Raw genomic sequence first — 13,241 nt, forward strand, 5'->3', positions numbered from 1 at the left:
ATGAAACGATGGATAGCACTTAGTAAGATAGAATTTTTATTGACCAAACGACAATTAATCTATTATCTATTGTCGGTAGGGATGCCGACGGCTTTCTATTTATTTTTTTCTGGTATCTATCAGGACACACCAGGTGAACTCGCGAATTTTATGCGTGATTACCTCATCTCCATGACTGCCTTTTCCATGATGTCGACAACTATCCTCTCATTTCCAGCTGTTTTACATACCGATAAGATGAACAACTGGCAGAAAACATTGCGTCATAGCCCTGTAAATATGGTAGAATATTATCTATCAAAGATAACAAGTATGCTGGTTGATTATTTGGTCTCAATTCTGGTTGTTTTTACAGTTGGACATTTTGTAAGAGGTGTAGACATGCCTCTAGTAAAATGGGTTGGAGCTGCGATTTTGCTGATTGTGGGGAGTATTGCTTTTGTAGCACTTGGCTTGACCTTGACTCTCTTACCAACTAGTCAGCTGATGTCTGTTGTGGGCAATCTTCTTTATCTAGGATTGGCTGTTTTAGGCGGACTCTGGATGCCCATTTCTTTATTTCCAGACTGGATGCAAGCAGTTGGTAAGTGTCTCCCGACCTATCAATTGATGGAGTTGCTCAAGACCTTCTTAAACGAGGGTGGCATCAATCTATCAGCCACAGTTTATTTACTTGTTTTTTCAGCAGTTTTATTTGGTTTGACTATTTACCTTCAAGGTCATAAGGAGAATGCTTAATGCTTGAAAGACTGAAAAGCATACACTATATGTTTTGGGCCAGTTTGATTTTTATGCTTTTTCCCATCCTACCTGTAGTGATTGGGGAGCTTCCTGCTTGGCATTTATTGGTTGATATTCTATTTGTAGTGACGTATTTGGGTGTTTTAATAACTAAGAACCAGCGCCTATCTTGGCTTTTCTGGGGGCTCATGCTGGTCTATGTAGCTGGGAATACCGCCTTTGTTGCTGGGAATTATATCTGGTTTTTCTTTTTCCTTTCCAATCTCTTAATTTATCATTTTGGCGTACGTAGTTTAAAGTCTTTACATGTATGGACATTTCTCCTTGCTCAAGTCCTTGTTGTGGGGCGACTTTTGATTTTTCAGAGAATCGAAGTTGAGTTTCTAGTCTATATGCTTGTAATTCTTACTTTTGTCGATTTGATGACTTTGGGCTCGGTTCGAATTCGCCTTGTCGAGGATTTGAAAGAAGCTCAGGTCAAGCAAAATACCCAGATAAATCTATTGCTAGCAGAAAATGAGCGCAATCGTATCGGTCAGGATTTGCATGATAGTCTGGGACATACCTTTGCTATGCTTAGTGTCAAGACAGATCTAGCCTTGCAGCTATTTCAAATGCAGGCTTATCCACAAGTGGAAAAGGAATTAAGAGAAATACAGCAAATTAGCAAAGAATCAATGCGTGAAGTTCGAACCATTGTGGAAAATCTTAAGTCTAGAACTTTGACATCCGAACTAGAGACTGTGAAAAAGATGTTAGAAATTGCTGGAATTGAGGTGGAAACGGATAACCAACTAGATACTGCTAGCCTTACTCAAGAATTGGAGTCAATGGCTTCTATGATTTTGCTTGAGTTGGTGACCAATATCATCAAACATGCCAAAGCGTCTAAAGCTTACTTAAAATTAGAACGGACAGAGAAGGAACTCATTTTAACAGTAAGTGATGATGGCTGCGGCTTTGCTTTTCTAAAAGGAGATGAGCTCCATACAGTCCGAGATCGTGTTTTTCCATTTTCAGGAGAAGTAAGTGTAATCAGTCAGAAACATCCAACGGAAGTGCAAGTTCGACTACCTTATAAGGAGAGAAACTAAGATGAAAGTATTAGTCGCAGAAGATCAAAGTATGTTGCGAGATGCCATGTGTCAATTGCTCACGCTTCAACCAGATGTGGAGTCTGTCCTTCAAGCCAAGAATGGGCAAGAAGCAATCCAACTATTAGAAAAGGAGTCTGTAGATATCACCATCCTTGACGTAGAAATGCCTGTTAAGACAGGTCTTGAAGTCTTGGAGTGGATACGATCAGAAAGGCTTGAAACAAAGGTGGTTGTGGTGACGACCTTCAAGCGTGCTGGGTATTTTGAACGTGCGGTCAAGGCTGGAGTGGATGCTTATGTATTAAAGGAACGAAGCATTGCAGACCTCATGCAAACCTTGCACACCGTCCTCGAAGGACGCAAGGAGTATTCGCCTGAATTGATGGAAGTGGTGATGACCCGTCCCAATCCGTTGACAGAACAAGAGATTGCTGTCTTAAAGGGAATCGCCCGGGGCTTATCCAACCAAGAAATCGCAGATCAGCTTTACCTCTCAAACGGAACTATTCGAAACTATGTCACCAATATTCTTTCAAAACTGGATGCTGGTAATCGAACAGAGGCAGCTAATATCGCAAAAGAATCTGGTTGGTTATGATGATATAATATTTTCATGAAGACTATGTGCTAAAATTGACGGTAGTGAATGGAACAATACCTATAGTAGATTGAAACTAGAATAGTACACCTCTACTTCTAAAACATTGTTAGAAATCGATTTGACTGTCCTGATCGATTTATCCTGTTCTTATTTCATTTTACTATAACTTTAGGAGGGCTTAGTTTCCTCCTTTTTGTTTAGTCTAAGGTGGTAGCAAGGAGCTAAACCTAGGTTTTCTATGAAATTTTTTCAATCAATCTTCAAAAAACACTTGAAAGTGTTTACAATTAGTGATAGAATGGAATAAGTAGAAATATGAAAACGAAATTTTCACATCTTCACTTTTGTAAGTAGATATAGAGCTTCAATCAGCACCTCTACTTGTAAAAGAATATGTGAGATAGAAAGGACAGGAAAAGGAATGAATGCAGATGATACAGTAACCATTTATGATGTCGCTCGTGAAGCAGGTGTTTCCATGGCGACGGTCAGCCGTGTGGTCAATGGCAATAAAAATGTAAAAGAGAATACCCGTAAAAAAGTGCTAGAGGTAATTGATCGTTTGGATTATCGTCCAAATGCAGTTGCGCGTGGTCTTGCAAGTAAAAAGACAACCACTGTCGGTGTCGTGATTCCAAATATTACCAATGGTTATTTTTCGAGTTTGGCTAAGGGGATTGATGATATTGCAGAAATGTACAAGTACAATATTGTCCTAGCTAATAGCGATGAAGATAACGAGAAAGAAGTTTCTGTTGTCAATACCCTCTTTTCAAAGCAGGTAGATGGCATTATCTATATGGGTTATCACTTGACAGATAAAATTCGCTCAGAATTTTCGCGCTCACGTACTCCGATTGTTCTCGCAGGAACTGTCGATGTTGAGCACCAGTTGCCAAGTGTCAATATTGACTATAAGCAAGCAACAATTGATGCAGTGAGTTACCTTGCTAAAGAAAATGAGCGTATTGCTTTCGTTAGCGGTCCGCTAGTGGATGACATCAATGGTAAGGTTCGTTTAGTTGGCTACAAGGAAACCTTGAAAAAAGCAGGAATCACTTATAGTGAGGGTTTGGTATTTGAATCTAAATATAGCTATGATGATGGTTACGCCTTAGCAGAGCGTTTGATTTCATCAAATGCAACTGCAGCAGTTGTGACAGGTGATGAGTTGGCAGCAGGAGTCTTGAACGGTTTGGCTGATAAAGGTGTTTCTGTGCCAGAAGATTTTGAAATTATTACTAGTGATGATTCACAAATCTCACGCTTTACCCGTCCAAACTTGACAACGATTGCCCAACCTCTTTATGACCTTGGTGCTATTAGTATGCGTATGTTGACCAAGATTATGCATAAGGAAGAGTTGGAAGAACGTGAAGTTCTCTTACCTCATGGTTTGACAGAACGTAGCTCAACACGAAAACGTAAATAGAAAAAATCAGGGAATCGAGAAGATTTCCTGATTTTGTGCTCTTAAACAAGAGATGTTGACTTAATGAATACCATAGAGCGGACTAGGCGGCTGGTTAAAGGCTGCGCAACACACTGTTTTGAGGTTGTAGATAGAACTGACGAAGTCAGCTCAAAACATGTTTTTGAGGTTGTAGATGAAACTAACGAAGTCAGCTCAAAGCACTGCTTTGAGGTTGCAGATGAAACTGACGAAGTCAGCTCAAAGCACTGCTTTGAGGTTGCAGATGAAACTGACGAAGTCAGCTCAAAACATGTTTTTGAGGTTGTGGATGAAACTGACGAAGTCAGCTCAAAACATGTTTTTGAGGTTGTAGATGAAACTGACGAAGTCAGTAACCATACATACGGTAAGGCGACGCTGACGTGGTTTGCAGAGATTTTCGAAGAGTATTAGCCTTCCATATAGTCTTTCAAAGCCTGTCCTGTTAGTCCGGCATTGAGGGCGATGAGGAGTTTCAAGCGAGCTTTTTGGGCGTTGAGTTCTTTAACAAAGAAAACGCCTGCTTTTTGCAACTGTACGCCCCCACCCTGGTAGGCATAAACAGGCTCGGCAATACCGTTAAAGCATCGTGATACCAGAGCGACTGGGATTCCTTTTTGCAGAAGGCTTTCTAATTTTTGAGCCGTTTCTTTGGGAATATTACCAGCTCCGAAGGCTTGGATAATCAAACCGTCCAAGTGTTCTAAATCCAGCATATCAATCAGCTCATCTGTCATACCAGCATAAGCCGAGATGATAGGGACTAAACCTTGTATGTGATCAAGGTCAAAGCGAACACGAGGTTCAGTTGTTTTGAAGTAGAGGATTTCCTGTTTCATGATGAGACCGAGGGGGCCATGTGTTGGAGTCTGGAAGGTGCTGACATTAGTCGTATGTGTTTTGGTGACATACTTGGCAGCGTGGATTTCATCGTTCATAACGACCAAAACTCCTTTGTCAGCAGCCCTGTCATCGCTGGCCACTCGTAAAGCACTTAGGTAATTATAAACACCATCACTACCGAGCTCATTGGAGCTACGCATGGCTCCTGTTAGAACGATAGGCATATGGGGAACTTCCATGGTATCAAGGAAATAGGCTGTTTCCTCTAAAGTATCGGTTCCGTGTGTGATCACCACTCCATCGTAGTTATCTGCTTCCTCTTTAATTTTCTGGTAGAGGACCAGCATATGTTTGGGTTTGATATGGGGACTTGGAAGGTTAAAAAAGTCCAAGGCGTGGACTTGGATTCCTTCAAGTGGGTTGGACACATGGTTCATGGGATTATCTGAACTCGTCACAACAGCGCCAGAAGCATCGGCCTGCATGGAAATAGTTCCACCCGTATGTAAAACAAGGATTTTCTTAGGCATGATTTACTAACTCTTTCTGAAATGTGGTATAATCATTGTATCACAAAAGGGGAGATTGGAATAGGATGGAAGTCAAAGCTGTTTTTTTTGATATCGATGGAACCTTGGTCAACAATCGCAAGAGTGTTTTGAAATCCACTAAGGACGCGATTAAGATTGTCAAAGAACAAGGGGTACTAGTTGGCGTAGCGACAGGACGAGGACCTTTTTTTGTTAAGGAATTGATGGACGATTTGGATCTGGATTTTGCGGTAACCTATAATGGCCAGTATATCTTTAGTAAAGACAGAGTCTTGTTCACGAGCCCTATTTCCAAGTTACATTTGCGCCATCTAATTAGCTATGCTAAAAAAGAGGGCACGGAGATTGCTCTAGGGACCAAGGATGCCATGTTGGGTTCTAAAATCATGTCCTTTGGTCTGGGTTCTTTTTCCCAACGAATTAGTCGCTTCGTTCCCTCTGTTTTAACTCGGACGGTGAGTCAGTCTTTTAATCGCATGGTCAGCAAGGTTGTTCCCCAAAAGGAAGAGGACCTGCTTCACCTGATGAATCAGCCTATCTACCAAGTTTTGATGCTGATGACACCAGAAGAATCTGAGAAGGCGGCAGCTGATTTTGAAGACTTGAAATTGACACGTAGCAATCCTTTTGCATCGGATGTCATCAATCAGGGAAATTCTAAATTAGAAGGCATTCGCCGAGTTGGGAAAGAATATGGCTTTGACCTCAACCAAGTCATGGCTTTTGGTGACTCAGATAATGACCTTGAAATGCTGGCTGGCGTCGGTATGTCGGTCGCTATGGGAAATGGTAGTAGCAGTGTCAAGGAAGCTGCCAAGCACATTACCACTAGCAATCAACAAGATGGGATCCACAAGGCCTTGGAACATTTTGGTGTTTTGTCTTCAGAAAAAGTCTTTGTCAGCCGTGACTATCATTTCAATAAGGTCAAGACCTTCCACCACATGATGGATGAACGAACCCAAGAAGAACCTCGAGCTTGGGATTTAGAGGGTGCAACCCATAGGGCTGGTTTTAAAATAGAAGAATTGGTGGAGTTTGTTCGAGCAGCCAGTCCTTCTGAAGAAGATTTTGGTCAAGCTGTATCGCAACTTCATCAGGCCCTTGATAAGGCAGCAGGTAAAGTAGCCAAGAAGACACCTGCTCAGCAAGATTTGATAGGGCAAGTGGATGCCTTGATTGACACGCTTTACTTCACCTACGGCAGTTTTGTCTTGATGGGGGTGGACCCAGAACGTATTTTTGATATTGTCCATCAGGCCAATATGGGGAAAATTTTTCCAGATGGCAAGGCTCATTTTGATCCAGTGACCCATAAAATCTTAAAACCAGATAATTGGGAAGAAAAATATGCTCCAGAACCTGCTATTAAAAAGGAACTGCAGCGCCAGCTCAAGGCTTACGAACGCCATAAAGAGAGAAATAAATCGTAAACAAAAAGGAGCTAGGGGCTCCTTTTCTTTGTGATTATAAGGTTTTTTCTTGTTCTCTCACAACCAGCAAATCGACCTTAGCATGGCGGAGTATGTATTCAGATGAAGAGCCGACTAAGAGGCGTTCAAAGGCGTTGAGACCAGTTGCGCCAACGAGGATGAGGTCCACTTCCTCGGCATCTGGAATAGTACGTGCTAGCAGGGTCTTTGGATTTCCCATTTCAATGACGATATGAACATCTGCTACCCCAGCATCTTTAGCACGTTTTTCGTACTCTTTCATCAGACTTTCAGCGTCGACTTGGAGTTCTTCGTAAACTTCAGCATCAAAGGTGGATACGCTTTGGAGAGCGCGTGTGTCAATGACATGTACGATGGTGAGTTTAGCGTCGTTTCGTAGAGCAGAATGAACTCCCTTGACAAAAGCCAAGTCCGCTTCCTTAGAACCATCGATTGCGACCATGATATTTTGGTAACGTTGTGCCATAATGAAACCTCCTGAAATTTTCTTACTATAATTGTAAACCTTTTCACTATAGAAGTAAAGCAAAAAAAGTATTTTTCAAAAGAATATTAGGGCTTAAAATCTATATAAATATATGATAAAATAAAAGAAAGGATAGCAGGAAAGAAGTGAAGGAAGGGAGAATGATGAAAAACTCTTTTCAAAAATCAAATTTCCTGTATTATGGAATTATCCTAGTTTCAGTCTTGGTAGAAGTGATCATGATCTGGCAATTAGAGAGTTTGGTACCGCTTATTTATCCAGGTTTTATTGGATTTTTAGTCTTTCATGTACTCTACCATCTAATCTTATTTCTAGTTGCAAAACGAAGTGGGCGTTGGGATTACTTGATGATATGGGGGCTTTTCCTCATGTTTAATCTTCTTTATGACTCCTTTCTAGGCTTGCTTTTTCTAGGTTTATCTTTTGGTATGTGATGTGTCTTTGCAAAATACCTGCTATCTCTACGTTCTTAACCTCGCCTTTAGCAAGGTTTTTCTTCTATACGAAACTAGTAACACATTTCAGTAAACTTGTCGCATTCTCTTTCTAGTGGTATAATGTTACTATCCTGATGAATTGAGGAAACAAGATGAAAGAATATAACAAGTCTAGTAAGTTAGAGCATGTTGCTTATGATATCCGTGGTCCTGTATTGGAAGAAGCCATGCGGATGCGAGCGAATGGAGAAAAGATTTTACGTCTGAATACAGGAAATCCAGCAGAATTTGGCTTTACAGCGCCAGACGAGGTCATTCATGACTTGATTATGAATGCGCGTGATAGTGAAGGCTATTCTGACTCCAAAGGGATTTTCTCAGCCCGTAAGGCCATCATGCAGTATTGCCAGCTGAAGAAATTCCCAAACGTAGATATTGATGATATTTACCTTGGAAATGGTGTCAGTGAGTTGATTGTCATGTCCATGCAGGGGCTTTTGGACAATGGGGATGAGGTCTTAGTGCCAATGCCAGACTATCCTCTATGGACGGCGGCTGTCAGCCTAGCTGGAGGAAATGCCGTTCACTATATCTGTGATGAAGCTGTGGAATGGTACCCAGATATTGACGATATCAAGTCAAAAATCACTTCCAATACCAAGGCAATTGTCCTTATCAATCCAAATAACCCAACTGGAGCCCTTTATCCTAAGGAACTCTTGCTGGGGATTATTGAGATTGCCCGTCAAAACGATTTGATTATCTTTGCGGATGAAATCTATGACCGCATGGTAATGGACGGACATGTGCATACGCCTGTGGCGAGCTTGGCACCAGATGTCTTCTGTGTCAGCATGAATGGTCTGTCAAAATCCCACCGCATAGCAGGTTTCCGTGTGGGTTGGATGGTCTTGTCTGGCCCTAAGACTCATGTTAAGGGCTATATCGAAGGGCTCAATATGCTGTCCAATATGCGCCTTTGCTCTAACGTTTTGGCCCAACAAGTCGTACAAACTTCCTTGGGGGGTCACCAATCAGTCGATGAATTGCTTCTTCCTGGTGGACGAATCTACGAGCAAAGAAATTTCATCTATAATGCCATTCAAGATATTCCAGGTTTGTCTGCCGTTAAACCCAAGGCGGGGCTCTATATCTTCCCAAAAATCGACCGCAATATGTACCGTATCGATGATGATGAGCAGTTTGTCCTTGATTTCTTGAAGCAGGAAAAGGTTCTCTTGGTTCATGGTCGAGGCTTTAACTGGCAGGAACCAGACCACTTCCGTATCGTTTACCTTCCTCGTGTTGATGAGTTAGCCCAAATCCAAGAAAAGATGACTCGTTTCTTGAAACAGTATCGTAGATAGGGCTTGCATTCGAAAAAGCTGGAAACATTTGCCTAGAGCTATTGACAAAAGTGAAAGAATCAGATAGAATAGTAAAGTATGTTTAGTAACTGATCACTTTATAGCCGGCTAAACGAATACAAAATCTATGAGGAGGTATTCATCGTGAAACGTACTTATCAACCAAGTAAACTTCGTCGTGCGCGCAAACACGGATTCCGTAACCGTATGTCAACTAAAAATGGTCGTCGCGTATTGGCAGCTCGTCGTCGTAAAGGACGCAAAGTTTTGGCTGCATAATCCAAACGAATTCTATCAAAAATCAGTAGGAACTCGAGTCTACTGATTTTTATTTTTGTAAAAAAGTTCAGTAGATGCAAATGGATTCGGAAGCGATGTTATAGTAGATTGAAACTAGAATAGTACACCTCTGTTTCTAAAACATTGTTAGAAATCGATTTGACTGTCCTGATCGATTTGTCCTGTTATTATTTTATTTTACTATAAAGTTGAAGTAGCTGGAGATGGTACAGCGACAATCGTCTTTAAAGATGGTTCAGCTATTACAATTCCAGGAAATCAATTGGTAGCACAAGATCCAAAAGCACAAGATAGTACTAAACCGACTGCTGAAAAATCAACTGTTAAAGCACCTGCTCAAAGAGTAGATGTAAAAGATATAACTCATTTAACAGATGAAGAAAAAGTTAAGGTTGCTATTTTACAAGCAAATGGTTCAGCATTAGACGGAGCGACAATCAATGTAGCTGGAGATGGTACAGCAACAATCACATTCCCAGATGGTTCAGTAGTGACGATTCTAGGAAAAGATACAGTTCAACAATCTGCGAAAGGTGAATCTGTAACTCAAGAAGCTACACCAGAGTATAAGCTAGAAACTACACCAGGTGGAGATAAGGGAGGCAATACTGGAAGATCAGATGCTAATGCGAATGCAGGCGGTGGTAGCCAGGCAGGTGGACCAGTTCACACAGGTTCACAAAACTCAGCTCAATCACAAGCTTCTAAGCAATTAGCTACTGAAAAAGAATCAGCTAAAAATGCCATTGAAAAAGCAGCCAAGAACAAGCAGGATGAAATCAAAGGCGCACCGCTTTCTGATAAAGAAAAAGCAGAACTTTTAGCAAGAGTGGAAGCAGAAAAACAAGCAGCTCTCAAAGAGATTGAAAATGCGAAAACTATGGAAGATGTGAAGGAAGCAGAAACGATTGGAGTGCAAGCCATTGCCATGGTTGCAGTTCCTAAGAGACCAGTGGCTCCTAATGCTGCTCCTAAGACAACAAGTGCACCGCAAGCAACTGCAGGAACAATGCAAGATGTTACCTACCAGTCACCTGCTGGCAAACAATTACCTAACACAGGTTCAGCATCAAGTGCAGCACTTGCTAGTCTTGGTCTAGTGGTGGCAACAAGTGGTTTTGCTTTGCTAGGAAGAAAGACTAGACGTAGAAAATAGAACAGCTAGAAAATTCTATTCTCTACTTAAAGTTAGATTATAAGGGGGATTTTGAGAAGTCATCAATCCTAGTGATGGGTGAGAAAAGTGAGAACCCAAGATAATCACATACTTTAGCTGAATAGGAATATTCTATCAATGTAGCCAATCTCTTCTGTCTCTAACTGTGGAATAGGAGATGGGCAATATCGGATAGAAAAGATAGCAGAATAGCTCTTTATTGAAGAGAGGAGGGGAAACCGAAAAATTAGGTGCCCCTCCTCTTTTTTGGTATAATAGAAGATAGAAAACGAGGTTAGAAGAGATGATTTTTGATACACATACACACTTGAATGTAGAAGAATTTGCAGGTCGTGAGGCAGAAGAAATTGCCTTGGCTGATGAGATGGGTGTGACACAGATGAATATTGTTGGTTTTGATAAACCGACGATTGAGCATGCCTTGGAGTTGGTAGATGAGTATGAGCAGCTCTATGCGACTATTGGTTGGCATCCTACAGAAGCTGGTACTTATACAGAGGAAGTTGAGGCTTACTTGTTGGATAAGTTAAAACATTCCAAGGTTGTGGCTTTAGGTGAAATTGGCTTAGACTACCATTGGATGACAGCGCCCAAAGAGGTGCAGGAGCAGGTTTTTCGCCGTCAGATTCAGCTATCTAAGAACTTGGATTTGCCTTTTGTTGTCCATACCCGTGATGCGCTGGAAGATACCTATGAGATTATCAAGAGTGAGGGCGTTGGTCCTCGTGGTGGTATCATGCATTCATTTTCAGGGACGCTTGAGTGGGCAGAGAAGTTTGTGGATCTTGGTATGACCATTTCCTTCTCAGGAGTGGTGACTTTCAAGAAGGCAACTGACCTCCAAGAAGCAGCTAAAGAGTTACCTTTGGACAAGATGTTGGTGGAAACAGATGCGCCTTACTTAGCACCTGTACCCAAGCGTGGCCGTGAAAATAAAACAGCCTATACTCGCTATGTGGTCGACTTTATCGCTGACTTGCGTGGTATGACGACAGAAGAGCTAGCGGCGGCAACGACTGCAAATGCAGAACGCATTTTTGGATTGGACAGCAAGTAATGAAAGAGAAAATTTCCCAAGTAATTGTGGTTGAAGGGCGTGATGATACGGTCAATCTCAAGCGTTATTTCGATGTGGAGACCTATGAGACTCGAGGTTCTGCCATCAATGATCAGGATATAGAGCGGATTCAGCGCCTGCACCAACGTCATGGAGTCATTGTCTTTACAGACCCAGATTTTAATGGGGAACGGATTCGGCGCATGATCATGACGGTCATTCCAACAGTTCAGCATGCCTTTCTCAAGCGAGATGAAGCTGTTCCCAAGTCCAAGACCAAGGGGCGTTCTCTGGGAATTGAGCATGCCAGCTATGAAGACCTGAAAACGGCTCTAGCTCAGGTGACAGAACAATTTGAACATGAGAGTCAGTTTGACATTAGTCGTAGCGATTTGATTCGCCTTGGTTTTCTAGCAGGGGCAGACAGCCGTAAGCGTAGAGAATATCTCGGAGAGACTCTCCGAATCGGCTATTCCAACGGCAAGCAACTCCTCAAACGCCTAGAGTTGTTTGGGGTTACTTTGGCAGAAGTGGAAGAAGCTATGAAATCTTATGAGTAGGAAAGATGTAGCCGTTACAATTTTTTAAGTTTCACAGTATTTTTCGAAGCAGGTAGAAGAGGAGGCGTCTGATGTTAATTGGTCAAAAAATTAAAGAGATTCGGATAGAAAAAGGAATTAGTCGTCCAGATTTTTGTGGAGATGAGCAAGAACTGACAGTTCGTCAACTGTCGCGAATTGAAAGTGGAGCTTCGCAACCGAGTTTGCCCAAGTTAGACTATATTGCTCGCCGGCTAGGAGTTCCAGTTTATAGCCTTATGCCGGATTTTTCAGCTCTTCCTCCTGCTTATTTAGAATTGAAATACCAGATTTTACGTGAACCAATCTATGGTAAAGAAGAGGAGTACGATAAGAAGGAAGCGTGTTTGGAAGAGATTTATAAAACATACTTTGATAATCTTCCTAAAGAAGAACAATTAGCATGTGAAGTATTGCAGGCGTGTTTGGATACTTCTAGAACTAGAAGGCCTGAATATGCAGAGTTAATACTTGAGGAACATATGCCTCAGATCATAGAAAAAGAAGTTTATTCAACAAATGATATGTTGTTGATTCGTTTGTTTTTTTATCAAATGCTCATTAGAAAAGATCTTGCCAAATTTATAAATCAAATCGAAAAGCTAATGCTCTTTCTTTTGGAACAGAAAAAGGTAACTAAATTAGAAAACTTCTTTATAATTAGAGATACTCTTATTTCAGGAATGTGTTGTCTTGAAAAGGTAGGAGTAACTGATTGTTTTAATGATTATCTATCGTGTTTACAAGAAATTATGGATAAAACTCAAGATTATCAAAAGAAACCTCTTGTATTTATGTTTTTGTGGAAGCAAGCATTAAGAGAAGAAAGAGATTTTAGTTTAGCTGAATCATTTTATCAGTCTTCTAAAACATTTGCGCAGCTAATTGGAGATGAATTTCTAGTAAAGAAATTGACAGAGGAATGGCAAGAGGATGTCAAAAAATATTTATAAACATAGTGAATCAGTGACAAAAATGTCCTTGTTCTCGCATCAAAACAGTTCTAAAGTTCGTCTTTAGGGCTGTTTTTTTAGATATAAGCTAAAAATGACACGAAATGGTTAGATTTTAAGGACATTGATGTCCTTGATAGTTCTT

At 41.1% G+C, this 13,241-nt stretch carries 14 protein-coding genes and 1 pseudogene; 13 read left to right on the forward strand and 2 right to left on the reverse strand.

What is annotated here, in order from left to right; all coding sequences use genetic code 11:
• The 5 genes from AT689_RS04005 to AT689_RS04025 all read left to right on the forward strand — a co-directional run bounded on the left by AT689_RS04005 (position 1) and on the right by AT689_RS04025 (position 4,306).
• A complete protein-coding gene (locus AT689_RS04005; protein ID WP_000832837.1) occupies positions 1–738 on the forward strand; it encodes an ABC transporter permease in 738 nt (245 codons plus the stop codon).
• Positions 738–1,835 (forward strand): sensor histidine kinase, encoded by a 1,098-nt coding sequence (locus tag AT689_RS04010; protein WP_000893532.1) that lies wholly within the window; start codon positions 738–740, stop codon positions 1,833–1,835. Before AT689_RS04005 ends, AT689_RS04010 begins: the two co-directional genes overlap by 1 nt.
• 1 nt (position 1,836) lies before the next feature.
• Positions 1,837–2,436: a response regulator transcription factor gene (locus AT689_RS04015; RefSeq protein ID WP_000866729.1), complete on the forward strand. Its 600-nt coding sequence runs from the start codon at positions 1,837–1,839 to the stop codon at positions 2,434–2,436.
• Between the two features lie 424 nt (positions 2,437–2,860).
• Positions 2,861–3,871 (forward strand): catabolite control protein A, encoded by a 1,011-nt coding sequence (ccpA, locus tag AT689_RS04020; RefSeq protein WP_000990607.1) that lies wholly within the window; start codon positions 2,861–2,863, stop codon positions 3,869–3,871.
• Positions 3,872–3,934: 63 nt separating this feature from the next.
• The gene (locus tag AT689_RS04025; protein WP_001092050.1) at positions 3,935–4,306 is read left to right on the forward strand and encodes a hypothetical protein; all 372 of its coding nucleotides are present in this window, start codon (positions 3,935–3,937) and stop codon (positions 4,304–4,306) included.
• Here the strand turns inward: AT689_RS04025 and AT689_RS04030 are convergent.
• Positions 4,303–5,265: an asparaginase gene (locus tag AT689_RS04030; protein WP_001124781.1), complete on the reverse strand. Its 963-nt coding sequence runs from the start codon at positions 5,263–5,265 to the stop codon at positions 4,303–4,305. The genes AT689_RS04025 and AT689_RS04030 overlap by 4 nt on opposite strands.
• 65 nt (positions 5,266–5,330) lie before the next feature.
• Between AT689_RS04030 and AT689_RS04035 the strand changes: the two genes are divergently transcribed.
• The gene (locus AT689_RS04035; protein ID WP_000453139.1) at positions 5,331–6,719 is read left to right on the forward strand and encodes a Cof-type HAD-IIB family hydrolase; all 1,389 of its coding nucleotides are present in this window, start codon (positions 5,331–5,333) and stop codon (positions 6,717–6,719) included.
• Positions 6,720–6,753: 34 nt separating this feature from the next.
• On the opposite strand, the gene AT689_RS04040 is transcribed toward AT689_RS04035, so the two are convergent.
• Positions 6,754–7,206, reverse strand: coding sequence for a universal stress protein (locus AT689_RS04040; protein WP_000079154.1), 453 nt, complete (start codon positions 7,204–7,206; stop codon positions 6,754–6,756).
• Positions 7,207–7,367: 161 nt separating this feature from the next.
• On the opposite strand from AT689_RS04040, the gene AT689_RS04045 reads away from it, so the two are divergent.
• From AT689_RS04045 to AT689_RS04075, 7 genes and pseudogenes are all read left to right on the forward strand, one after another.
• Positions 7,368–7,661, forward strand: coding sequence for a hypothetical protein (locus AT689_RS04045; RefSeq protein ID WP_000977367.1), 294 nt, complete (start codon positions 7,368–7,370; stop codon positions 7,659–7,661).
• 155 nt (positions 7,662–7,816) lie between these two features.
• Positions 7,817–9,031 (forward strand): pyridoxal phosphate-dependent aminotransferase, encoded by a 1,215-nt coding sequence (locus AT689_RS04050; protein ID WP_000666471.1) that lies wholly within the window; start codon positions 7,817–7,819, stop codon positions 9,029–9,031.
• A gap of 144 nt (positions 9,032–9,175) precedes the next feature.
• Positions 9,176–9,310: a 50S ribosomal protein L34 gene (rpmH, locus tag AT689_RS04055; protein WP_000831905.1), complete on the forward strand. Its 135-nt coding sequence runs from the start codon at positions 9,176–9,178 to the stop codon at positions 9,308–9,310.
• Positions 9,311–9,515: 205 nt separating this feature from the next.
• Positions 9,516–10,487, forward strand: a pseudogene (locus tag AT689_RS04060) (DUF1542 domain-containing protein); the annotation flags it as partial.
• 304 nt (positions 10,488–10,791) lie between these two features.
• Positions 10,792–11,565 (forward strand): TatD family hydrolase, encoded by a 774-nt coding sequence (locus tag AT689_RS04065; RefSeq protein WP_000575636.1) that lies wholly within the window; start codon positions 10,792–10,794, stop codon positions 11,563–11,565.
• A complete protein-coding gene (gene rnmV, locus AT689_RS04070) occupies positions 11,565–12,125 on the forward strand; it encodes a ribonuclease M5 (protein ID WP_000660013.1) in 561 nt (186 codons plus the stop codon). Before AT689_RS04065 ends, rnmV begins: the two co-directional genes overlap by 1 nt.
• 71 nt (positions 12,126–12,196) lie before the next feature.
• The gene (locus AT689_RS04075; protein WP_000904849.1) at positions 12,197–13,096 is read left to right on the forward strand and encodes a helix-turn-helix transcriptional regulator; all 900 of its coding nucleotides are present in this window, start codon (positions 12,197–12,199) and stop codon (positions 13,094–13,096) included.
• Positions 13,097–13,241: the final 145 nt, after the last annotated feature.

Origin of the sequence: Streptococcus pneumoniae (genome assembly GCF_001457635.1) — a bacterium.
In the GTDB taxonomy this organism is placed as follows: domain Bacteria; phylum Bacillota; class Bacilli; order Lactobacillales; family Streptococcaceae; genus Streptococcus; species Streptococcus pneumoniae.